A 22,519-nucleotide genomic window follows, 5' to 3' on the forward strand; every position below is an offset into this window, starting at 1 on the left:
CCAGCCAGCGGCCGGCCGGCCAGGCCATTGCGGTGCGACTGCCGGGTGCGGGTCAAGCCGCCGAGCTCAGGTGCCCGCGCCATGGCACCGGAGCTCAGTGACGGATCGGGAAGACCGGATCGCCGCAGTCGACGCCCTCGGCCGAGAGCTGTCGTTTGAGCACCTTGAAGGTGACCGTGCCCGGCAACCCGGCGCTGATCCGCACGTACGACGGCCACTGCTTGGGTCCGAGGTCGGGTTGGTCGGCCAGGAAGGCGCGGAACGCGGCCGTGTCGAACTGTGCACCGTCGACCAGCACCAGCGCGGCCATCACCCGGTCGCCGACCACCGGATCGGGCACCGGGTACACCGCGGCTTCGCGTACCTGCGGGTGTCGCAGCAGGACCCGTTCGATCGGCGCGGTGCCCAGGTTTTCGCCGTCCACCCGCATCCAGTCGCCGAGTCGGCCGGCGAAGTAGGCGTAGCCGGCCTCGTCACGGTAGGCGAGGTCGCCGCTGTGGTAGATGCCGCCGGCCATCCGTTCGGCCTCGGCGGCCGCGTCGTTGTAGTAGCCCTCGAAGCGTCCCGGCCCGGCGGTGTTGACCACCTCGCCGACCACGCCCGGCGGGCACGGCTCGCCGGTCTCGGGATCGACGATCTCGATACCGGCCGGCAGCGGGCCCAGCGATCCGGCGGGGGTGTCGGGTGTCCGGGCGATCGCCACGCCACCCTCGGTGGAACCGAACCCGTCCTGCACCCGGCAACCGAACCGGGCGGCGAAGCGGTCGATGTCGGAGGGGACACCCTCGTTGCCGTACACCGCCCGCAACGGATTGTCGGCGTCGTCGGGTTGCTCGGGCGTGGCGAGCACGTAGGACAGGGGCTTGCCCACATAGTTGGCGTAGGTCGCGCCGTAGCGGCGGACGTCCGGCAGGAACTGCGACGCGGAGAACTTGCGCCGCAACGCCAGCGAGCCCCGGCAGGCCGCGGCCACCGCCCAGCCGACCAGCACCGCGTTGGAGTGGAACAACGGCATCGACACGTAGCAGACGTCGTCGCGGCCCAGGCCGAAGCGCTGCGCCATCGTCGAACCGGCAACCGCCACCTTGCCGTGGCTGCACTTCACCGCCTTTGGCTCGCCGCTGGTTCCCGAGGTGAAGATCAGCATGAAAAGGTCTGTGGGACAAGCAGATTGGAAATCAGACTGGGCGTCCCGGTGTGCGGCCAGCTCGGCGGCCCACGAATCGGAGTCGACGTCGACGTAATCGATGTCGTCGAGGGTGTGCGCCGATCCGGAGTCGGCCAGCACCAGCTGACAGTCGGCGTGGTCGATGTCGCGGGCCAGTGCGGCACCGCGGCGTACCGGGTTCAGTCCCACCGGGACGATGCCCGACATCCCCGCGGCCACCAGCATCGCGGAGAAGAACGGGGTGTTCTGCAGCAGCACACCGACGTGCGGCGGCCGGGCCGGATCCAGCCGGGCCCGCACCGCGGCCGCGATCGCCGCGCCGTGCCGCAGGTGATCGCGCCAACTGGTGAAGGAATCCTCGAAGTAGACGCCGCGGTCGCCGATCTCGGTCAGCGGCACCAGCAGGTCGGTGACGGTGGGATCGCACACGGCACTAGGCCGGCGTCTCCGCCAGCTCACGGCCGATCAGACGCAGCTGCCCGGTCGCCCCACCCAGCGCGAACTCGGCCTCCTTGGCGGCCAGGAAGTAACGATGGACGGGGTGGTCGGTGTCCACCCCGACACCGCCGTGCACGTGCACGATGGTGTGCGCCACCCGGTGTCCGGCGTCGGCGGCCCAGAACGCGGCGGACGCCACGTCGATCTCGGCCGGAATGTCCTCGGCCACCTTCCACGCGGCCTGGGTCAACGTCAGTCGCAGTCCCTTGACGTCGATGTAACCGTCGGCCAGGCGCTGACCGACAGCCTGGAAGCTGCCGATCGGGCGGTCGAACTGCTCTCGGGTCCGGGCGTATTCGGCGGTCAGCTGCAGGCCGCGCTCCAGCACCCCGAGCTGGTAGGCGCTGCGGCCCAGGGCCGCGATGGTGCGCAACCAGGCCACCACGACACCGTCGCCCACTTTGCGGTCCGCCGGCACCTCGGTGCCGTCCAGGGACAGCTGCCCGACGCTGCCCAGGCCCGTGGTCTGCAACGGTGTCACCGTCACCCCCGGATCATCCGCGGCAACCAGGAATACCGCTGTGCCGGAATCGGTTTCGGCGGGCACCAGGAAGGCGTCGGCGACCGGCGCGAAACCGACCTGGGTGCGGGTGCCGGTCAATCGGTACCCCTCGCCGGACCCGGCGGCGCGCACCGGTCCCTCGCCCATCTCACCGGCCAGCGCCACCGTCAGGATCTTCTCGCCGCGCACCGCGTCAGCGCCCCAACTGCGCTGCAGCTCCTCGGAACCGAAGCGGGCCAGCGCACCGGACGCCAGCACGATCGAGTCCAGGTAAGGCACGGCGGCCAGCTGGTGTCCGAGCGCGACCAGGATCGCGACCTGCTCGAGCACCCCGAACCCGTCGCCACCCACCTGGGTGGCGGCCGCGCTGGTCAGAATGTCGCTGTCGATCAGCTTGCGCCACAGCTCGCGGTCGAAGCGTTGCTCGAGGCCGTCGAGTTCCCGCTGACGTGCCGGCGTGCACACCGCGTCCACAATGCTGTCGACCAGGCCTCCGAGGTCCTGGGCCGCTTCGGTCGTCGAGAAATCCATGAAAAGGTCCGTCCTGTCAGAGGATTCAGCGGTTGGCCCGGGGCAGGCCGAGAGCGACCATGCCGATGATGTCGCGCTGGACTTCGTTGGTGCCGCCGCCGAAGGTCAGGATCAGGCAGGCCCGGTGCATGCGCTCGACTCGGCCCCGCAGCAGTGCTCCGGGGGAGTCCTGACGCAGGGTGGCCCCGGTGCCCAGCACCTCCATCAGCAGCCGGTAGGCCTCGGTCGCCAGCTCGGTCCCGTACACCTTGGCCGCCGACGCGTCCGCCGGATTCAGCGACTCGGCATCGGCCGAGGCCAGCTCCCAGTTGATCAGCTTGAGCACCTCGGCCTTGGCGTGCACCCGGGCCAGGTTGATCTGCACCCACTCCGAATCGATCAGCCGCGCGCCGCCGTCGTCCTTGGTGTTCTGCGCCCATTCACGAACCTCGCGCAGGGCCACGATGATCGGTTGTGCCGACACCAGTGCGACGCGCTCGTGATTGAGCTGATTGGTCACCAGCTTCCAGCCGGCGTTCTCCTCGCCGACCAGGTTGGTCACCGGCACCCGCACGTCGGTGTAGTAGGTGGCGCTGGTGTCGGGGCCGGCCATGGTGTGCACCGGCGTCCAGGAGAAACCCTCGGCTGTGGTCGGCACCACCACCATCGAGATGCCGCGGTGCTTCTTGGCTTCGGGATTGGTGCGCACCGCAAGCCAGACCCAGTCCGCGTAGGCGATCAGGCTGGTCCACATCTTTTGACCGTTGATCACGTAGTCGTCACCGTCGCGCACCGCGGTGGTGCGCAGGTTGGCCAGGTCGGTGCCGGCGCCGGGCTCGGAGTAGCCGATCGAGAAGTGCAGCTCACCGGCGGCGATCTTGGGCAGGAAGAATTTCTTCTGCTCGTCGGTGCCGAACGCCATGATCGTCGGCGCCACGCTGTTGATCGTCAGGAACGGCACCGGCGCACCCGCGATGGCGGCTTCGTCGGTGAAGATCAACGAGTCCATCGGCGCGCGGTCCTGACCGCCGTACTCCCTGGGCCAGTTCAGCGTGAGCCAGCCGTCCTTGCCCATCTGCGCCACGGTCTCGCGGTACACATTGCCGGTGCCGTATTCGCCCTGCACCGAACTCAGTGCCTCGCGGCGTTCCGGGGTCATCAGCCCAGCGAAGTACGAGCGCAGCTCGCGACGCAGCTCCTCCTGTTCAGGGGTGTAACTGATCTGCATTTCCGCTGCCTCCGATCGAGCGACCGTGCCCAAAGAAAGTCTCAGTGCAGCCGCCGTCTTCGACACCAGCGGATACCCATCCGTCATCCCGGTTGTAACACGTTCTAGTCTGGGAATCCAGCGACCTTTCTGCAGATGTGCCGGGGCCTTATGGTGGTGCAAGATGAAGACCGAGTTCGGATTTACGCGTATTCCCTAACTCCCAGCCCAGGTTCAAGGAGGATGCCGTGCGAGTGAAAGTTGACCGTGACCGGTGCGAAGGTAATGCCGTGTGCTTAGGGATAGCACCGGACATCTTCGACCTGGACGACGAGGACTACGCCGTGGTGAAGACCGATCCCATCCCCGACGGCCAGGAGGATCTGGCCGAGCAGTCGATCGCCGAATGTCCGCGCGCCGCCCTGGTACGAGAAGACTAGAGGTATTCATAAATTGAGTAGCAGCACGAATGCGACCGATCTCTCCGGAAAGGTCGCGGTGGTCACTGGTGCCGCCGCCGGCCTGGGCCGCGCCGAGGCGATAGGTTTGGCCCGGTTGGGCGCCACCGTCGTCGTCAACGACATCGCCGCCGCCCTGGACGCCTCCGACGTCCTCGACGAGATCGGCACCGCCGGATCCAAGGCGGTGGCCGTAGCCGGTGACGTCAGTGCGCGCTCGACCGCCGACGAACTCGTCACCACCGCAGACGGACTGGGCGGGCTCGACATCGTCGTCAACAACGCCGGCATCACCCGCGACCGGATGCTGTTCAACATGACGGACGAGGATTGGGACCAGGTCATCGCCGTGCACCTGCGCGGCCACTTCCTGCTCACCCGCAACGCGGCCACCTACTGGCGGGCCAAGGCCAAGGAAGCGGGCGGCTCGGTCTACGGCCGGATCGTCAACACCTCCTCCGAGGCGGGCCTGGTCGGACCGGTCGGGCAGGCCAACTACGGCGCCGCCAAGGCGGGCATCATCGCGCTGACGTTGAGCGCGGCGCGCGCGCTGGGCCGCTACGGGGTGTGCGCCAACGCGATCGCCCCCCGCGCTCGCACCGCGATGACGGCCGACGTGTTCGGCGCGGCGCCCGACGACGGCGAGGTCGACCCTCTCTCACCCGACCACGTGGTGACCCTGGTCGGGTTCCTGTCGTCGCCGGCGGCCGCCGAAGTCAACGGCCAGGTCTTCATCGTCTACGGCCCGCGGGTGACGCTGGTCGCCGCCCCGACCGTCGAGCACCAGTTCGACGCCGGGGCCGACGCCTGGGATCCCGCCGAACTCAGTGCCGCGATGCAGGGCTACTTCTCCGGTCGTGACCCGGAACTCAACTTCGCCGCCACCGCGCTGATGGACTGACCACCGGTCATCTCCCGGCAACCGCGTGACGGGCCGTAGCCAGACGTCGAAATCACGCGTTTTCGCTGATGGAGGTGGAGTACCAGCTGTGCATCTTCGCCGCAAAATATTTGGGGTTAATCGACACTCGGAACTTGTTCTAGTTAGTATGAGCCCGCTCACACCAGGCAACGAGTCATCCAACGGTGTGTTCCGGTCAAGAAAATGTCGCCGCGAGCCGCAGATTGGGGGACCCGTTTTTGTTGCAGCGAATTGCCGTACCAGCCCGGGCCGTCGGTGGCTTTTTCGAGATGTCGATAGAGACCGCACGGGCCGCCTTCCGGCGGCCGTTTCAGTTTCGGGAGTTCCTGGATCAGACCTGGATGGTCGCGCGCGTCTCCCTGGTGCCGACGTTGCTGGTGTCCATCCCGTTCACCGTGCTGGTCGCCTTCACCCTGAACATTCTGTTGCGTGAGATCGGCGCCGCCGACTTGTCCGGTGCCGGAACGGCTTTCGGCACCATCACCCAGCTGGGACCGGTCGTCACGGTGCTGGTGGTGGCGGGTGCCGGCGCCACCGCGATCTGCGCGGACCTGGGCGCACGCACCATCCGCGAAGAGATCGACGCGATGCGGGTGCTCGGCATCGACCCGATCCAGCGCCTCGTGGTTCCCCGGGTGTTGGCCTCGACGCTGGTTGCGCTGCTGCTCAACGGCCTGGTGTGCATCATCGGGCTGTCCGGCGGCTATGCCTTCTCCGTCTTCCTGCAGGGGGTCAATCCGGGCGCGTTCATCAATGGACTGACCGTGCTGACCGGCCTGCGCGAGCTGATCCTGGCCGAAGTCAAAGCGTTGCTGTTCGGCGTGATGGCCGGGTTGGTCGGGTGCTATCGCGGCCTGACCGTCAAAGGCGGCCCCAAGGGCGTCGGCAACGCCGTCAACGAAACCGTCGTCTACGCATTCATCTGCCTGTTCGTCATCAACGTGGTCATGACGGCCATCGGTGTCCGAATCTCAGCGAAATAGGGACGAGGTAACGGTGGGGGTCAGGCGAGCGATGGTGAGTATGCGATGAGCTACGACGTCACCTTTCGCCTGCGCAATTTCTTCTCGAGGTTCGCCGAACCGGTCGACAACTTCGGCGAGCAGGCGTTGTTCTACGGCGAAACCTTCCGCTACGTGCCCAACGCGCTCACCCGCTACCGCAAGGAGACCATCCGCCTGGTCGCCGAGATGACGCTGGGGGCGGGCGCACTGGTGATGATCGGCGGCACGGTCGGCGTCGCGGCCTTCCTCACCCTGGCCTCCGGCGGGGTGATCGCGGTGCAGGGTTATTCATCGCTGGGCAACATCGGCATCGAGGCGCTCACCGGGTTCCTCTCGGCCTTCCTCAACGTGCGCGTCGTCGCGCCGGTCATCGCCGGAATCGCGCTGGCGGCCACCATCGGCGCCGGGGCGACGGCTCAACTCGGTGCCATGCGGGTGTCCGAGGAGATCGACGCCGTCGAGTGCATGGCGGTGCACTCGGTGTCCTACCTGGTGTCCACCCGGCTGATCGCCGGTCTGGTCGCGATCGTCCCGCTGTACTCGTTGTCGGTGCTGGCCGCGTTCTTCGCGGCCCGGTTCACCACGGTGTTCGTCAACGGCCAGTCCGCCGGCCTGTACGACCACTACTTCAATACCTTCCTGATCCCGTCCGACCTGCTGTGGTCGTTCCTGCAGGCGATCGTGATGTCGATCGCGGTGATGCTGGTGCACACCTATTACGGGTACAACGCCAGCGGCGGATCGGTCGGCGTCGGCATCGCCGTCGGGCAGGCGGTGCGTACCTCGCTGATCGTCGTCGTGGTGATCACCCTGTTCATTTCACTCGCCGTGTACGGTGCGTCCGGCAACTTCAATCTGTCGGGGTAACGGGCATGTCAGACACTGGATCGCGACGCACAGCCGGCCGGGTGGCCGCAGCGGTGCTGGGCGGGTTGCTGGTGGCCTCGGCGGTGTTGACCTATCTGTCCTATTCAGCCGCCTTCACCTCCACCGACACGGTCACCGTCTCGTCCAAGCGGGCCGGGCTGGTGATGGAGCCCGGGGCCAAGGTCAAGTTCCGCGGGATCCAGATCGGCAAGGTCGAGGACATCACCTACAGCGGTGAGCAGGCGCGGTTGAAGCTGGCCATCTACAGCGACGACATGCACTACATCCCGTCCAACTCGACGGTGCAGATCGCCGGCAACACGATCTTCGGCGCGAAGTCGGTGGAATTCATTCCGCCCGCCGGCGACAAAGCCGGGCCCCCGTTGCGCAACGGTGCGCAGGTGGAGGCCTCGGCGGTGCAGCTGGAAGTCAACACGCTGTTCCAATCGCTGCTCAACCTGCTGCGCAAGGTCGACCCGATCGAGTTGAACGGAACGTTGAGCGCGCTCTCCGAGGGCCTGCGTGGCCACGGCGATGACTTCGGGGCATTGCTCACCGGGCTCAACACCCTCACCCGCCAAGCGAATCCGAAACTGCCTGCATTGCAGGAGGATTTCCGCCAGGCGTCCGTCGCGCTGGGCTACTACGGTGACGCGGCACCCGACCTGGACACCGTCGTCGGCAACCTGCCGACGATCAACCGGACCGTGGTGGATCAGCAGCAAAACCTCAACACCACGTTGCTGGCCACGATCGGGCTGGCCAACAACGGCTACGACACGCTGGCCCCGGCCGAACAGAACCTGATCGACACGGTCAACCGGCTGCGCGCCCCGCTCAAAGTGGCCGCCGACTACTCGCCGGAGTTCGGCTGCCTGCTGGCCGGAATCGACCGCGGCATCAAGGAATTCGCACCGCTGATCGGGGTGCGTAAGGCGGGCCTGTTCACCTCGTCGAGCTTCGTGATCGGCGCCCCCGCTTACACGTACCCGGAGAGCCTGCCGCTGGTGAACGCCTCCGGCGGGCCGAACTGCCGCGGCCTGCCCAACATCCCGACCAAACAGACCGGCGGCTCGTTCTACCGGGCGCCGTTCCTGGTCACCGACAACGCGCTGATCCCCTACGAGCCCTACACCGAGTTCCAGTTCGACGCGCCCTCTACGCTGCAGTTCCTCTTCCACGGCGCCTTCGCGGAACGGGACGACTCTGATGGCCAGCGGGGCAATGCCGTCGCACCGGTCGATGGTGATCAAGGTCAGCATCTTCACGGTGGTCATGTTGCTGGTCAGTGCGGCGCTGGTGGTGGTGTTCGGTGACTTCCGGTTCGGTTCGGAGAGCACGTATCACGCCACCTTCATCGACGCGTCGAAGCTCAAGGGTGGTCAGAAGGTCCGCATCGCCGGTGTTCCGGTCGGCGCGGTCTCGGGGGTCAAACTCAACCGCGACAACACCGTCGACGTGGAGTTCGGCGTCGACTCGCGCTACACGCTGTACTCGTCCAGCCGTGCGGTGATCCGGTACGAGAACCTGGTCGGCGACAGGTTCTTGGAGATCACCTCCGGGCCCGGCGAGCTGCGCAAGCTACCGGCCGGCGGAACCATCAACTCTGCGCACACCCAGCCCGCCCTGGATCTCGACGCACTGCTCGGCGGACTCAAGCCGGTGCTCAAAGGGTTGGACGCGGACAAGATCAACGCGATCAGCGGCGCGGTCATCGAACTGCTGCAGGGGCAGGGCGGAGCATTGTCCAGCGTGCTCGCCGACACCAGTGCCTTCTCTTCGACGCTGGGCAAGCGCGACCAGCTGATCGGCGACGTGATCACCAACCTGAACACCGTGCTGGGCACCATCGACCAGCGCAGCGCCCAGTTCTCGACCAGCGTCGACCAACTGCAGCAGCTGATCGACGGACTCGCCAAGAACCGGGACCCGATAGCCGGTGCGATCCCGCCGTTGTCGTCGACGGTGACGGATTTGACCGACCTGCTGCGGAATTCGCGCCGGCCGCTGCAGGGCGTACTGGAAAACGCCCGGCCGTTCGCCACCGAGTTGGACACCCGCAAAGCCGAAATCAACAACGACATCGAGCAATTGGGCGAGGACTACCTGCGGCTGGCCGCACTCGGCACGTACGGTTCGTTCTTCAACATCTATTTCTGCTCGGTCACCATCAAGATCAACGGGCCGGCCGGTTCGGACATCCGGCTCGGCCTGGGCGGCCAGGTCGATTCGAGCAAGGGGAGGTGCGCCTTTGCCAAGTAGCAAGCCGAGCAGCCAACGTGACCGTGATCCGCTGCGTACCGGCGTCATCGGCCTCACGGTGGTGATCTGCGTCGTCCTGATCGCCTTCGGCTACGCCGGGTTGCCCTTCTGGCCGCAGGGCAAGACCTACGCCGCTTATTTCAGCGACGCGGCCGGTATCACCTCAGGCAACAATGTGCTGGTTTCGGGCGTCAAGGTGGGCAAGGTCTCCGACGTCAGCCTGGCCGGGGACACCGCCAAGGTCACCTTCACCGTGGACCGGCACGTCGAAGTCGGCGACCAGTCGCTGGCCGCCATCCGCACCGACACCATCCTCGGTGAGCGGTCGATCTCGGTGAGCCCGGGCGGCCGCGGCCACGCGACGGTCATCCCGCTGAGCCGCACCACCACGCCCTACACGTTGGCCGGCGCGCTGGAGGATCTCGGCCAGAACGCCACCAATCTGAACAAGCCGCAGTTCGAGCACGCGTTGCAGGTGCTGACGAACACCCTGCACGACGCGACGCCGGGCCTGCGCGGCGCTCTGGACGGCGTCACCACGCTGTCCCGCACGCTGAATTCCCGCGACGAGGCGCTGCAAGGTTTGCTCACCCACGCCAAGTCGGTGACCGCGGTGCTGTCCGATCGCGCCGGGCAGGTCAGGCAGCTGGTCGACGACGGCAACCAACTGTTCGCGGCCCTCGACGAACGCCGTGCCGCGCTGGGTTCGCTGATCTCCGGTATCCAGGGCGTTTCCGCGCAGCTCTCCGGCTTCGTCAACGACAACCGCAGGGAGTTCGGCCCGGCGTTGTCCAAGATCAACGATGTGATGGCCAACCTCAACGAGCGGCGGGACTACATCACCGAGGCCCTCAAACGACTGCCCACCTACGCCACCACGCTGGGGGAGGTGGTGGGCTCCGGACCCGGCTTCAACGTCAACGTCTTCGGCGCGATCCCCGCGCCACTGGTCGCGGCGATGTTCGACTTCGTCTTCCAGCCGGGCAAGCTGCCCGACAGCCTCGCCGACTACCTGCGCGGCATGATCCAGGAGCGCTGGACGATCAGGCCGAAGTCGCCATGACCACCGCGAAGCGATTCGGCAGCAAAGGCCTGCGGACCGTCACCGTCGTGGCCTTGGTGGCGGCGCTGTTGGGCGGCGCCTACGTGCTGTTTTCTGCCGGCGGCGGTGGGCGCAAGCTGACCGCCCACTTCACCTCCGCCGTCGGGCTCTACCCCGGGGACCAGGTACGCATCCTGGGCGTTCCGGTCGGCGAGATCGAGTCGATCGAGCCGCGGGCCTCCGACGTGCTGATCACGATGACCGTCGGCGACGACGTCAAGATCCCCAAGGACGCCAAGGCCCTGATCATGTCGCCGAACCTGGTGGCGGCGCGGTTCATCCAGCTCACCCCGGCCTACACCGGCGGCGCGGTGCTGCCCGACGGCGCGAGCATCGACTTGTCGCGCACCGGGGTCCCGGTGGAGTGGGATGAGGTGAAGAAGTCGCTGACCGACCTGTCGGTGTCGCTCAGCCCGGCGGCGGGCGAGATGCAGGGCCCGCTGGGCGCGGCGATCAACCAGGCGGCCAACACCCTCGACGGCAACGGGCAGTCGTTCCACAGCGCGCTGCTCGAGCTCGCACAGGTGGCCGGGCGCCTGGGGGATTCGCGCAGCGACATCTTCGGCACTGTCAAGAACCTGCAGATCCTGGTCGACGCGCTCTCGCAGAGCAACGAGCAGATCGTGCAATTCGCCGGCCATGTGGCGTCGGTGTCGCAGGTGCTGGCTGACAGTACCCGCGATCTCGACCAGACCCTGGGCACTCTCAACCAGGCACTCACCGACGTCCGCGGTTTCCTGCAGGAGAACAATTCGACACTGATCGAAACGGTCGATCAGCTCAAGGACTTCACCCAGACCCTGAACGACCAGAGCGACAACATCGAGCAGGTGCTGCACGTCGCGGGTCCCGGCATCACCAACTTCTACAACATCTACGACCCTGCGCAGGGCACCCTGAACGGGCTGCTCTCGCTGCCGAACTTCATGAACCCGGTGCAGTTCATCTGCGGTGGTTCCTTCGACACCGCGGGCGGCCCGTCGGCTCCCGACTACTACCGGCGCGCCGAGATCTGCCGCGAGCGGCTGGGACCGGTGCTTCGCCGGCTGACCGTCAACTACCCGCCGATCATGTTCCACCCGATCAACACCATCACCGCCTACAAGGGCCAGATGATCTACGACACCCCGGCGACGCAGGCCAAAGCCCAGATGCCGATTCCGGAGCTGACCTGGATTCCGGCCAAGGGTGCCGGGCAGCAACCCGCGCCCGGCAATACCACCGACCTGCAGGGCCTGTTCGTCCCGACGGCTCCGGGGCCCGCCTCGCCGCCGGGATACGGCCCGGCGCCGGGTCCCGCCACAGCGCCCGCCCCGGGCCCGTTGCCCGGTCCCGCCGGGCCGCTGCCCGCCGAGCAGGGAGCCGGCAGATGAGGCGAATCTGGTTGCGCGCGGGTGTTTGTGCGCTCGGTAGCACGCTGCTCGCCGGCTGTTCCTTCGGCGGACTGAACTCGCTGTCGATGCCCGGGACCGCGGGCCACGGCGGTGGTGCGTACTCCATTACCGTCGAACTCAAGGATGTGGCGACACTGCCGCAGAACTCGCCGGTGATGGTCGACGACGTCACCGTCGGCAGTGTGGCCGGCATCGCCGCCGAGCAACGTGCCGACGGATCCTTCTATGCCGCAGTGAAACTGGCGCTGGACAAGAACGTGGTGTTGCCCGCCAACGCCATTGCGCGGGTCTCCCAGACGTCGCTGCTGGGTTCGCTGCACATCGAACTCGCCCCGCCGGTCGGCAAGCCCGCCTCGCCGAACAAGCTGCGGGACGGGTCGCGCATCATCGAGGCCAACACCGGCCGCTTCCCCACCACCGAGGAGGTCTTCTCGGCGCTGGGCGTGGTGGTCAACAAGGGCAATGTGGGTGCGCTGGAAGAGATCACCGACGAGACGTATCAGGCGGTGGCCGGTCGGCAGGGACAGTTCGTCGACCTGGTGCCGCGCCTGGCCGAGTTGACGTCCGGGCTCAACCGGCAGGTCAACGACATCATCGGCGCCATGGAGGGGTTGGACCGGTTCTCGGCGATCCTGGCGCGCGACAAGGACAATCTGGGCCGGGCGCTGGACACGCTGCCCGAAGCGGTCCGGGTGCTCAACAAGAATCGCGACCACATCGTCGAAGCGTTCAGTTCGCTGCGTCGGCTGGCCAACGTCACCTCGCACGTGCTGTCCCAGACCAAGGTCGACTTCGCCGCCGACCTCAAGGATCTGTATTCGGCGCTCAAGGCGCTCAACGACAACCGCAAGAACTTCGTGACGTCGCTGCAGATCATGCTGACGTTCCCGTTCCCGAACTTCGGCATCAAGCAGGCGGTGCGCGGTGACTACCTCAACGTGTTCACCACGTTCGACCTGACCCTGCGCCGGCTGGGGGAGACGTTCTTCACCACCAGCTACGCGCTCGACCCGAACATGATGCACATGGACGAGGTGCTCACTCCGCCCGACTTCCTGATGGGCTCGCTGGCCAACCTGTCCGGACAGGCGGCCGACCCGTTCAAGATTCCGCCCGGCACGGCAGCACAGTAGAGGCGGGACGATGATAGACAGACTCACCAAGATCCAGCTGTCGATTTTCGCGATCATCACGGTCATCACCCTGGCCGTGATGGCGATCTTCTATCTGCGGTTGCCGGCCACCTTCGGCATCGGAACCTACCGTGTGAGTGCCGATTTCGTGGCCGGCGGGGGTCTGTACAAGAACGCCAACGTCACCTTCCGCGGCGTGGCGGTCGGCCGGGTCGAATCCGTCGGGCTGAACAAGAGTGGCGTCACCGCCCAGATGCGGCTCAACAGCGGAACCCCGATTCCGGCGAACGTCACCGCCACCGTGAAAAGCGTGTCGGCGATCGGCGAGCAGTACATCGACCTGGTGCCGCCGGCGAACCCGTCGCCGGGCAAGCTGCGCAACGGCGCCAAGATCGACCGGGCCAACACCCAGATCGGGCAGGACGTCGCCGATTTGCTGAAGCGGGCGGAGACACTGGTCAACAGCCTGGGTGACACCCGGTTGCGCGAAGTCCTGCACGAGGCGTTCGTGGCGACCAACGGCACCGGCCCGGAATTGGCCCGGTTGGTCGAGTCGGCACGGTTGCTGGTGGACGAGGCCAACGCCGACTACCCGCAGGTCTCGCAGCTGATCGACCAGGCCGGGCCGTTCCTGCAAGCCCAGGTCCGCGCCGGCGCCGACATCAGGACCCTGGCCGACGGGCTGGCACGGGTGACCTCCCAGGTGCGGGTCGCCGACCCTCGGCTGCGCGACACGCTGGCCACCGCCCCGGGCGCGATCGACCAGGCCAACGAGACGTTCAGCGGCATCCGCCCGTCGTTCCCGGCGCTGGCGGCCAACATGGCGAATCTGGGCCGGGTCGGCGTGATCTACCACAAGTCGATCGAGCAACTCCTGGTGGTCTTCCCGGCGCTGTTCGCGGCCATCACCACCGCGGCTGGTGGCGCGCCGCAGGACGAGGGCGCGAAGCTGGACTTCAAGCTCGACCTCAACGACCCGCCGCCGTGCAGCACCGGTTTCATCCCCGCGCCGCTGATGCGCACCCCGGCCGACGAGACGGTGCGCGAGGTCCCGCGCGACATGTACTGCAAGGCAGCGCAGAACGACCCCACCACCGTGCGCGGCGCCCGCAACTACCCGTGCCAGGAGTTCCCCGGCAAGCGGGCACCCACGGTCCAGTTGTGCCGTGACCCGCAAGGGTTCGTGCCGATCGGCAGCAACCCGTGGCGCGGCCCGCCGGTCCCGTACGGCACTCCGGTCACCAACGGGTTGAACATCCTGCCGCCCAACCACTTCCCGTACATTCCGCCGGGAGCGGACCCCGATCCGGGCATCCCGATCGCGGGCCCACCGCCGCCCGGGGTGGTGCCGGGCCCGGGTCCGGCTCCGCATCAGCCGGCGTTCAACCATCCGCCGCCCAATGACAGCGGGCCACCGCCGGGCAACCCGTCGTACATGCCGCCGGGTGTGCCGCCGGTGCCGCCGCAGCTGCCGTACCCGAAGTACCTCGAGCCGCCGGGTCCGCCGCTGGGCACCGGCCCGGCGCCCGGTCCCGAGCCGCAGGCCGCCGGTCCGGCCTACACGACGTACGACCCGGCTACCGGACGGTTCGCCGACCCGGCCGGTGGCACTGGTATCTTCGCGTCCGGCGTGAGCGGCACGTCCACCGCCGAGAATTGGGTGGACCTGATGCTGGCGCCCAAAGCGTTCTGACGAGCAAGGTTCAGTGGTTCCGGTGGTGACAGAAACACAGTCGACGACCCCGCGCGTACGCCGCAAGGCGTCGCGGGCGGCGGGACCGCCCACGGCCGAAACGAACGGCAAGAGTCCCGCCCCGGGCGATGCCGCGGTTGAGGCGACGACACCGCGGACGGTCCAACTCGACAAACGCACCGCAAAGGCCAGACCGCCGCGGCGACGGCAGCCGCACCGGCGGTTGGTCGGCTGGATTTCGCTGGCGGCCGCGATGGTGACAATCGCCGGGCTGACGGCGGTGGTCACCGTCCTGCTGCTCCAGCACCGGCACGCCGACGCACGTCAGGCCCGCGAGCAGCGTTTCGTCGACGCCGGCAAGCAGACCGTGGTCAACATGTACAGCTACACGCCGGACACCATCGACGAGTCGGTCAACCGGTTCGTCAACGGCACCAGCGGGCCGCTGCGCAGCAAATTCGGCACCGAGAGCATCGAGTTCCTCAAATCGCTGTACCGCAAGACCAACGCGACCTCGGAGGCCGTCGTCAACGGTGCCGCCCTGGAGGGCATCGACCCGGTCAGCAACAACGCGTCGGTGCTGGTGGCGGTGCGGGTGACGGTCGCCGACATCGACGGCGTGAACAAGCCGTCCGAGCCCTACCGGCTGCGGGTCATCGTGCACGAGGACGACGCCGGCCGGATGACCGGTTACGACCTGATGTACCCCAACGGGGGTAACTGATGCGCTGGTTGCGGTGGCTGTTCACCGCCGCCGCCAGCCTGGCGATCGCGCTGGTGGTGGGGCTGTCGGCGGCCGGGGGCTGGATGTACTGGGACCGGGTGGAGGCACGCGGCGAACAAGCGGCGCGCGATACCCTGCCGAAGCTGGCCGAGAAGGAGATCCCGCAGGTCTTCGGCTACGAATTTCAGACCGTCGAGCGCACCCTGACCGAAGCCTTTCCGCTGCTGACTCCCGCGTATTTGCAGGAGTTCCGCAAGGGCGTCAACGAGCAGATCATCCCCGAGGCCAAGAAGCGCGAGGTCGTGGTACAGGCCAGCGTGTCCGGCGTGGGAGTGATGTCGGCCAACCGGAATTCGGCGGCGGTCATGGTCTACATGAACCGCATCGTGACCGACAAGACCCGCCAGCCCATCTACGAGGGCAGCCGGCTCCGGGTGGAATTCCAGCGCATCGACGGCAAGTGGCTGATCGCCAAGATCGCGCCTATCTGAGCTCGACTAGAAGCACATCGCGTATTCGTTGCAGTTCAACGGATACCGCTCGACCGGGCTGGGCGGCGGGCCGATCAAGGCCAGGGAGAACGGCTGCTTGGTCATCCCCGGCTGCAGGCCGCACACCGCGTCGTTGAGGATGGTGTGGGTGCCCGACATCGTCTCGTCGCTGAACGCATAGGTTTCGTGGGTTTCGGCGAATCCACCGCCCGGACACGAAATGCCCTCTGATTTTTTGACATCCAGGGTCCACAGCATGCTGCTCATCCGGGCCCGGCCGCTGAAGTTCTGCAGATGTTCGGCCCGGGTGTTGTTGGCCGGGGTCGTGCTGACCACGTTCAGCGCGCAGTTCATGGCGAAGACGATCGGGTCCGAATAGTCGTTCATATTGCGGGTTCCCGACGGTTGAACGCACAACGCGCTGATGGCCCAGACGGCGCCGGACACACCGGCCTGGTTGAAGGCGTAGCTGCCGTCGGCCGGCGGTCCGATCGCATGGGCCGGAGTGTCGGAATCCAGCGCCATCCCCACAGCGACGGCCGTGCTCACGACGGCGCTGACGGCCAGTCCGCGACGGATCTTCACGAAACTCTCCCTATCGGTGCTTGTTCCCACGCCGAGCGCTGCACCTGAGTATCACAGCGTTTCGGCGGCAGCACCATGGTTCAGTCGGAGCCGTTCGGACGCCCATCGGCCAGCGCGTCCAAAAAGGCCCGCGCCCAACGGTCCACGTCATGGGCGAGCACCTGGCGGCGCAGCGCGCGCATCCGGCGCCGGCCCTCTTCGTCGGACTGGGTGAGCGCGGCCTCGATCGCATCCTTGACACCTTCGAGGTCGTGCGGGTTGACCTGGTAAGCCTGACGCAGTTCTGCTGCGGCGCCGGTGAATTCGGACAGCACCAGGGCCCCGCCCAGATCGCCGCGGCAGGCGACGTACTCCTTGGCCACCAGATTCATGCCGTCGCGCAGCGGGGTGACCAGCATGACGTCGCTGGCCACGAAGTACGCGACGAGTTCGTCGCGCGGGACCGGCCGGTGCAGGTAGTGCACCACCGGGTGACCGACCTCGGCGTACTCGCCGTTGATGTGCCCGACCTGCCGCTCGATGTCGTTGCGCAGGATCTGGTAGCTCTCGACCCGCTCCCGGCTGGGGGTGGCCAGCTGGACCAGTACGGTGTCGTCCCGTTTGGCGCGCCCCTCGTCGAGCAGCTCGTTGAACGCTTTGAGCCGCACGTCGATGCCCTTGGTGTAGTCGAGGCGGTCGACACCGAGCAGGATCTTGCGCGGGTTGCCCAACTCGGCGCGGATCTCCCGGGCCCGGCGGCGGATGTTGCGGTCGCGGCCCGCCCGATCCAGCTCACTGGAGTCGATCGAGATGGGGAAGGCGCCCACCCGGACCTTGCGGTCGTCGAGCTGCACTTCGCCGAAGCGGGAGCGCACCCCCACGGCTCCCCGCGAGGTCTCGACACCGACCAGCCGCCGGGACAGGATCAGGAAGTTCTGGGCGCCGCCGGCCAGGTGGAAGCCCACCAGGTCGGCCCCCAGCAACCCCTCGATGATCTCGGTGCGCCACGGCAACTGCATGAAGAGCTCGACCGGCGGGAACGGGATGTGCAGGAAGAATCCGATGGTCAGGTCCGGCCGCAACTCGCGCAGCATCTTCGGCACCAGCTGCAGCTGGTAGTCCTGCACCCAGACGGTGCCCCCCTGGGCGGCGGCGCGCGAAGCCGCCTCGGCGAACCGGCGGTTGACATCGACATACCGCTCCCACCACTCGCGGTGGTAGGCCGGCTTGACGATCACATCGTGATAGAGCGGCCACAGCGTGGCGTTGGAGAACCCTTCGTAGTACTGCGCGACATCCGCGGCGCTGAGCCGGACCGGATACAGCTGCAGGTCGTCCTGGGCGATCGGCGCGTCTTGCTGTTCGACGTCGTCGTCAACGACCCCGGGCCAGCCGATCCAGGCCCCGCGCCGCTTGCGCAGCAGCGGCTCCAGGGCCGTGACCAGGCCGCCGGGGCTGCGTTTCCAGTTGACGGTGCCGTCGGGGAGCCGTTCCTGATCGACCGGCAGACGGTTGGCGACGACGACGAAGTCAGAGTCCCCGCCACCCTTGGGAGCCATTAGTTGTCGAGTTTCGCCGGCCCGATACCCAGCATGGACAGAAAGACCCGGCACTCGTCGGCGTCGTTGGCGTATGCGGCGACAACGCGTCGAGCCTGGCTGGCCGTGCTGTCGGCCAGCGGTTCCACGTCGCCGATGTCACCGTGGTCGGTCTTGGTAGGCATTACTCAACTGTAAGGGAAGCCGGGTCGCCGGCGCTTTCTAGTCCGGCACCCGGGTCGGCGTGCTCACCGGGGCGCGCCGCCCCAGCTACGGCCCGCTTACAGACCGTCCGTAATGTGTAAAGACCTAGCCCGTGACAAGTGAGGTGGGCGCATGACACTCTCCGATCAGGACAGCGCCGAGGCGCAGGAGTACCAGGCCCCGGAAATGGTGGCCTACGAGACCCTCGACGAGGGTCGCATCGCACGCATCTGGTTGAACCGACCGGCCGAGCACAACGCCCAGAACCGCACCCTGCTGGTGCAGTTGGACGAGGCTTTCCGGCGCGCCGAGGCCGACGACACCGTCCGGGTGGTGATCCTGGCCGCCCGGGGCCGCAACTTCTCCGCCGGCCACGATCTGGGTTCGGAGGCCGCGCTGCTGGAGCGAAAGCCCGGCCCGGCCCAGCACCCGACGTTCCAGTCGCACGGCGCCACCTTGACGCCGATCGTGGAGAAGCTCTACCACCAGGAGTGGCACTTCTTCTTCGAGAACACCGCCCGCTGGCGCGATCTGCGCAAAATCACCATCGCGCAGGTGCAGGGCAACGCGATCTCGGCGGGGCTGATGCTGATCTGGGCCTGCGACCTGATCGTCGCGGCCGACAACGCGAAGTTCAGCGACGTGGTCGCGGTGCGGCTGGGCATGCCGGGCGTCGAATATTATGCGCATCCCTGGGAGTTCGGGGCGCGCAAGGCCAAAGAGCTGCTGTTGACCGGTGATTCGCTGGACGCCGACGAGGCCTACCGGCTCGGCATGGTGTCCAAGGTGTTCCCGGTGGACGAGCTGGAGGACAAGACGCTGGAGTTCGCGCGCCGCATCGCCGAGCGACCGACGATGGCCGCGCTGCTGGTCAAAGCTTCGGTGAACGCCGCATCGGACGCGATGGGGTTCACCGAGGCGCTGCGGCACGCGTTCCACGTCCACGAGCTAGGGCACGCGCACTGGGCGGCCCACAATGAGAACAGATTCCCGGTCGGGCTGCCGCCGGACGTCGAGGACTGGCGTACCGCCAGGCCGACCAAGATCGCCCGTCGCGACGAGCCCTGACCGAGAGAGGGTCTTTCCGTGCAGCTTTCGTTTGACGACCGGACGTATCTGGTCACCGGTGGTGGTAGCGGGATCGGCAAGGCGGTGGCGACCGGGCTCGTCGACGCCGGCGCGTCGGTCATGATCGTGGGCCGCAGCTCCGACCGGCTGGCGCAGGCCGTCGAGGAGATCGAGGGGCTGCAGCTGCCCGGCTCGATCCGCTACGAACCCGTCGACGTCACCAACGAGGACGAGGTCACCAGAGCGGTCGACGCGACGACCGCCTGGCACGGCCGGTTGCACGGCGTCGTGCACAGTGCCGGGGGATCGCTGACCATCGGACCGCTCACCCACACCGACTCCGACGCCTGGCGGCGCACCGTCGACCTCAACGTCAACGGCACCATGTACGTGCTCAAGCACGCCGCCCGCGAACTGGTGCGCGGCGGCGGCGGGTCATTCGTGGCGATCTCCTCGATCGCGGCCAGCAACACCCACCGCTGGTTCGGGCCGTACGGGGTCACCAAGTCGGCCATCGACCACATGATGCAGCTGGCCGCCGACGAACTCGGGGCGTCGTGGGTGCGGGCCAACAGCATCCGTCCGGGTCTGATCCGCACCGACCTGGTCGACGCCAGCGTGATCCAGTCGCCGGAGATCAGCGGCGACTATGCGCTGTGCACGCCGCTGCCGCGGGTGGGTGAAGTCGAGGATGTGGCCAATCTGGCCATGTTCCTACTCAGCGATGCCGCCAGTTTCATCACCGGCCAGTGCATCAACGTCGACGGCGGCCACATGGTGCGCCGCGGCCCGGACTATTCGTCGATGATGGAGCAGATGTTCGGTGCCGACGCGCTGCGCGGCGTGGTCTGAGCAAGCCGTGCAGCGACTCGTTGGCCAGCGGATCCTGGTGACCGGCGCGGCGTCGGGGATCGGTCGGGCGACCGCGCTGCGCTTACTGGACGAAGGTGCCCGGGTGGTGGGGGCCGACGTTGCCGCCGACGCGTTGACCGCCGTCGGGGAACGGGCCGGTGACCGGTTCACCGCGCTGCCGATGGACGTGGCCGACGAGCAGGCGGTGATCGACGGGGTGCGGACGGCGGTCGGCACCCTCGGCGGCCTGGACTCCGTGGTGAACGCCGCCGGCATGCTGCGTGCCGCCCACACCCGGCAGACCAGCCTTCAGTTGTGGAATCAGATCATCACCGTGAACCTGACCGGCACCTTCCTGGTGGTCCGCGAAGCGTTGCCCGCGCTGCTGGACAACGCGCGCAGCACGGTGGTGAACTTCAGTTCCACTTCGGCGACCTTCGCGCATCCCTACATGGCGGCCTACGCCGCCAGCAAAGGCGGGGTGCAGGCGTTCACCCACTCGCTGGCGCTGGAGTACGCCGGCGCCGGTCTGCGGGCGGTATGCGTGGCGCCGGGCAGCATCAAGTCCGGAATCACCGACGCCACCGGCGGATACATCCCCAAAGACGCGAACTGGTCGCTGTTCGGCCGGCTGATGCCGATCCTGCCCACCACCGAAACGTCCAGCGGCACCGGGATGGCGGACCCGTCGGTCATCGCCGGTGTCATCGCGATGCTGGTCTCCGAGGACGGCGCGTTCATCACCGGGACCGAGATCCGCATCGACGGCGGAACCCACGCCTGACGCGGCTCAGTTGACGCAGGGCACGCCGCCGCCGTCGATCGGCTTGCCGCGATCGGGCGTGGGATACGGCGTGAAGTTGCCGTTGTAGTAATAGCCGCTGGTCGATGTCGTGGTCGTGGTGGTGCTGGTGCTCGTGGTGGTGGTTTCTTCGGCGGCGGGCAGCGAGAAGTTGGTGTCGACAGTCACCCGGATATGTCCGGCCGCAATGTTCGGGCTCGGCTGTAGCGGAGCGTCGACGCCGAGCAGCGTGGCCAGGTTCTGCGCGTCGGCTTCCGCACCCGGACCGTATTGGAGCGTGGTGGACGTCGGGTCGCCTGACTCGCGGTCGCGGACCTGTCCCGCAGTGAAACCGCGCTTTTTCAGCGCGGTGGACAGTTGGCTGGCCATGCCGCCGATGCTGCCGGCGTTGACCACGTCGACGACGGTCGCCGGGTTCGGTTTGCTGCTGGTGGTGGTCGCCGGGGTCGGGGCGGCAACCGTTCCGAACGCCGCCGCGATCTCGGCCTTGATCGCGGCCGGATCGATGATGTTGACGTCCTGGCCGTCGATGTTGTCGTAACGCACCACCGGCAGCGTGCGGAACTCGACGTTCCCACCGGCGAGTTCGCCCATCCGGCGGAACAGGCCCTCGTCCCAGCCCGCCGACAGCACGACGTCTTTGCGGGCCACGGCCATCAGGCTGTTGAGGCGGTTCAGGTCGGTGAAGGTGCCCGTACTCTGCAGGTCCCGCATGACCGAGGACAAGAAGGCCTGTTGGCGGTGGGTGCGGTCCAGGTCGCCGTTCTCCAGACCGTGCCGTTGCCGGACGAACGACAGCGCCTGGGAGGCGTCCAGGCGCTGACGCCCGGCCGGGAAGTCGGCGCCGGAGTAGGAGTCATAAACGGGATGGTTCAGGCATACCTCGACGCCGCCCAGCGTTTGGGCCAGGTCATAGAAGCCGGCGAGGTTGATCTCGGCGAAGTAGTCGATCGGAACGCCGGTCAGGCTGCGCACCGCGCGCAGCGTGGCGGCCCGGCCGGCTTCGCGGCCCCGGGCTTCCAGCGCGCGCTGGGTGAGCGAGCCCTGATTGGCCAGCTGGTTGGCGATGTACTGCTTGGTGAGCCCGTACGCCTCTTTGATCTTGATGTGGTTGTAGCCCGGGACGCCGTTGAAGGGCACCCAGTCGTCTCGTGGGATCGAGAAGGCGACGACTTTACCGTCGGCGCCGACGTGCACGAGGATCAGCGTGTTGGTGTTGTAGCCGCCCTGGTCGGAGTCGCCGGCGTGCAGGTGCTTCAAGATCGACCAGGGCAGGTCGTTGCCCTCCTGGTCTTTGCGGGAGTCCAGCCCGATCAGCAGGATGTTCATGGTGTTTCCGCTGGACCGCGGGTCCTCGGCGGTCAACGCCTGCGAAATGGTGATGCCGCCGAGCGCGCCGTGCGCGACCCAGTAGCCGGCCCCGGTCATCCCGACCGCCACTGCCGAGGCCAGGGTCATGAAGACCCGCGACAGCCGCTTGGCCAGTCGCGACGGCCGCCGAGCAGCGCGGCGGTCTGATCGGAGGCGGTGGTTACCGCCGGAGCGCGCCACTACCG

21 protein-coding genes and 1 pseudogene are annotated in these 22,519 nt (G+C 67.4%); 15 read left to right on the forward strand and 7 right to left on the reverse strand.

All coding sequences use genetic code 11. The features are described from left to right. Positions 1-94 precede the first annotated feature (94 nt). From fadD17 to ACZYZ9_RS21890, 3 genes are read right to left on the reverse strand one after another with little or no spacing between them, the layout of a single operon-like run. Entirely contained in the window at positions 95-1,597 is a 1,503-nt protein-coding gene (gene fadD17, locus ACZYZ9_RS21880) for a long-chain-fatty-acid--CoA ligase FadD17 (RefSeq protein ID WP_463828377.1), read from the reverse strand. Positions 1,598-1,601: 4 nt separating this feature from the next. Continuing rightward, positions 1,602-2,699, reverse strand: coding sequence for an acyl-CoA dehydrogenase family protein (locus ACZYZ9_RS21885; RefSeq protein ID WP_463828378.1), 1,098 nt, complete (start codon positions 2,697-2,699; stop codon positions 1,602-1,604). 25 nt (positions 2,700-2,724) lie between these two features. Beyond that, the gene (locus ACZYZ9_RS21890) at positions 2,725-3,906 is read right to left on the reverse strand and encodes an acyl-CoA dehydrogenase (protein WP_463828379.1); all 1,182 of its coding nucleotides are present in this window, start codon (positions 3,904-3,906) and stop codon (positions 2,725-2,727) included. A 227-nt stretch (positions 3,907-4,133) separates the two neighbouring features. Between ACZYZ9_RS21890 and ACZYZ9_RS21895 the strand changes: the two genes are divergently transcribed. The 12 genes and pseudogenes from ACZYZ9_RS21895 to ACZYZ9_RS21950 all read left to right on the forward strand — a co-directional run bounded on the left by ACZYZ9_RS21895 (position 4,134) and on the right by ACZYZ9_RS21950 (position 15,935). Beyond that, the gene (locus ACZYZ9_RS21895; protein WP_463828380.1) at positions 4,134-4,325 is read left to right on the forward strand and encodes a ferredoxin; all 192 of its coding nucleotides are present in this window, start codon (positions 4,134-4,136) and stop codon (positions 4,323-4,325) included. Between the two features lie 13 nt (positions 4,326-4,338). Continuing rightward, on the forward strand, positions 4,339-5,244 hold the full coding sequence (locus tag ACZYZ9_RS21900; protein WP_463828381.1) for a 3-oxoacyl-ACP reductase: 906 nt from the start codon (positions 4,339-4,341) through the stop codon (positions 5,242-5,244). A gap of 239 nt (positions 5,245-5,483) precedes the next feature. Continuing rightward, a complete protein-coding gene (locus ACZYZ9_RS21905; RefSeq protein WP_463828382.1) occupies positions 5,484-6,248 on the forward strand; it encodes an MlaE family ABC transporter permease in 765 nt (254 codons plus the stop codon). 45 nt (positions 6,249-6,293) lie between these two features. Beyond that, on the forward strand, positions 6,294-7,136 hold the full coding sequence (locus tag ACZYZ9_RS21910) for an MlaE family ABC transporter permease (protein ID WP_463828383.1): 843 nt from the start codon (positions 6,294-6,296) through the stop codon (positions 7,134-7,136). 5 nt (positions 7,137-7,141) lie between these two features. Next, positions 7,142-8,341: pseudogene (locus tag ACZYZ9_RS21915) on the forward strand (MCE family protein); the annotation flags it as partial. Positions 8,342-8,345: 4 nt separating this feature from the next. Further along, positions 8,346-9,398, forward strand: coding sequence for an MCE family protein (locus tag ACZYZ9_RS21920; RefSeq protein ID WP_463828384.1), 1,053 nt, complete (start codon positions 8,346-8,348; stop codon positions 9,396-9,398). Next, positions 9,388-10,461, forward strand: a complete 1,074-nt coding sequence (locus tag ACZYZ9_RS21925; RefSeq protein ID WP_463828385.1) for a virulence factor Mce family protein — start codon at positions 9,388-9,390, stop codon at positions 10,459-10,461. Before ACZYZ9_RS21920 ends, ACZYZ9_RS21925 begins: the two co-directional genes overlap by 11 nt. Then, entirely contained in the window at positions 10,458-11,873 is a 1,416-nt protein-coding gene (locus tag ACZYZ9_RS21930) for a virulence factor Mce family protein (RefSeq protein WP_463828386.1), read from the forward strand. Before ACZYZ9_RS21925 ends, ACZYZ9_RS21930 begins: the two co-directional genes overlap by 4 nt. Next, positions 11,870-13,027, forward strand: coding sequence for an MCE family protein (locus tag ACZYZ9_RS21935; protein ID WP_463828387.1), 1,158 nt, complete (start codon positions 11,870-11,872; stop codon positions 13,025-13,027). Before ACZYZ9_RS21930 ends, ACZYZ9_RS21935 begins: the two co-directional genes overlap by 4 nt. A 10-nt stretch (positions 13,028-13,037) precedes the next feature. Then, entirely contained in the window at positions 13,038-14,720 is a 1,683-nt protein-coding gene (locus ACZYZ9_RS21940) for a virulence factor Mce family protein (protein WP_463828388.1), read from the forward strand. Positions 14,721-14,742: 22 nt separating this feature from the next. Then, entirely contained in the window at positions 14,743-15,444 is a 702-nt protein-coding gene (locus ACZYZ9_RS21945) for a mammalian cell entry protein (RefSeq protein ID WP_463828389.1), read from the forward strand. After that, positions 15,444-15,935: a mammalian cell entry protein gene (locus tag ACZYZ9_RS21950; RefSeq protein ID WP_463828390.1), complete on the forward strand. Its 492-nt coding sequence runs from the start codon at positions 15,444-15,446 to the stop codon at positions 15,933-15,935. The genes ACZYZ9_RS21945 and ACZYZ9_RS21950 overlap by 1 nt, the downstream gene beginning before the upstream one ends. Positions 15,936-15,941: 6 nt before the next feature. Here ACZYZ9_RS21950 and ACZYZ9_RS21955 read toward each other — a convergent pair whose 3' ends face one another. The 3 genes from ACZYZ9_RS21955 to ACZYZ9_RS21965 all read right to left on the reverse strand — a co-directional run bounded on the left by ACZYZ9_RS21955 (position 15,942) and on the right by ACZYZ9_RS21965 (position 18,222). Next, entirely contained in the window at positions 15,942-16,520 is a 579-nt protein-coding gene (locus ACZYZ9_RS21955) for a hypothetical protein (protein ID WP_463828391.1), read from the reverse strand. Positions 16,521-16,600: 80 nt separating this feature from the next. Then, entirely contained in the window at positions 16,601-18,058 is a 1,458-nt protein-coding gene (locus ACZYZ9_RS21960; protein WP_463828392.1) for an alpha,alpha-trehalose-phosphate synthase (UDP-forming), read from the reverse strand. Further along, positions 18,058-18,222, reverse strand: coding sequence for a hypothetical protein (locus ACZYZ9_RS21965; RefSeq protein ID WP_463828393.1), 165 nt, complete (start codon positions 18,220-18,222; stop codon positions 18,058-18,060). Before ACZYZ9_RS21965 ends, ACZYZ9_RS21960 begins: the two co-directional genes overlap by 1 nt. Positions 18,223-18,373: 151 nt before the next feature. Between ACZYZ9_RS21965 and ACZYZ9_RS21970 the strand changes: the two genes are divergently transcribed. The 3 genes from ACZYZ9_RS21970 to ACZYZ9_RS21980 are packed head-to-tail and all read left to right on the forward strand — an operon-like array spanning position 18,374 to position 20,945. Further along, entirely contained in the window at positions 18,374-19,309 is a 936-nt protein-coding gene (locus ACZYZ9_RS21970; protein WP_463828394.1) for an enoyl-CoA hydratase, read from the forward strand. Positions 19,310-19,327: 18 nt separating this feature from the next. After that, the gene (locus ACZYZ9_RS21975) at positions 19,328-20,161 is read left to right on the forward strand and encodes an SDR family oxidoreductase (protein WP_463828395.1); all 834 of its coding nucleotides are present in this window, start codon (positions 19,328-19,330) and stop codon (positions 20,159-20,161) included. A 7-nt stretch (positions 20,162-20,168) separates the two neighbouring features. After that, positions 20,169-20,945: an SDR family NAD(P)-dependent oxidoreductase gene (locus ACZYZ9_RS21980; protein WP_463828396.1), complete on the forward strand. Its 777-nt coding sequence runs from the start codon at positions 20,169-20,171 to the stop codon at positions 20,943-20,945. A 6-nt stretch (positions 20,946-20,951) separates the two neighbouring features. Here ACZYZ9_RS21980 and ACZYZ9_RS21985 read toward each other — a convergent pair whose 3' ends face one another. Next, a complete protein-coding gene (locus ACZYZ9_RS21985) occupies positions 20,952-22,514 on the reverse strand; it encodes an LCP family protein (protein ID WP_463828397.1) in 1,563 nt (520 codons plus the stop codon). Positions 22,515-22,519 lie beyond the last annotated feature (5 nt).

It is taken from the genome of Mycobacterium sp. IDUB_28 (genome assembly GCF_055419285.1).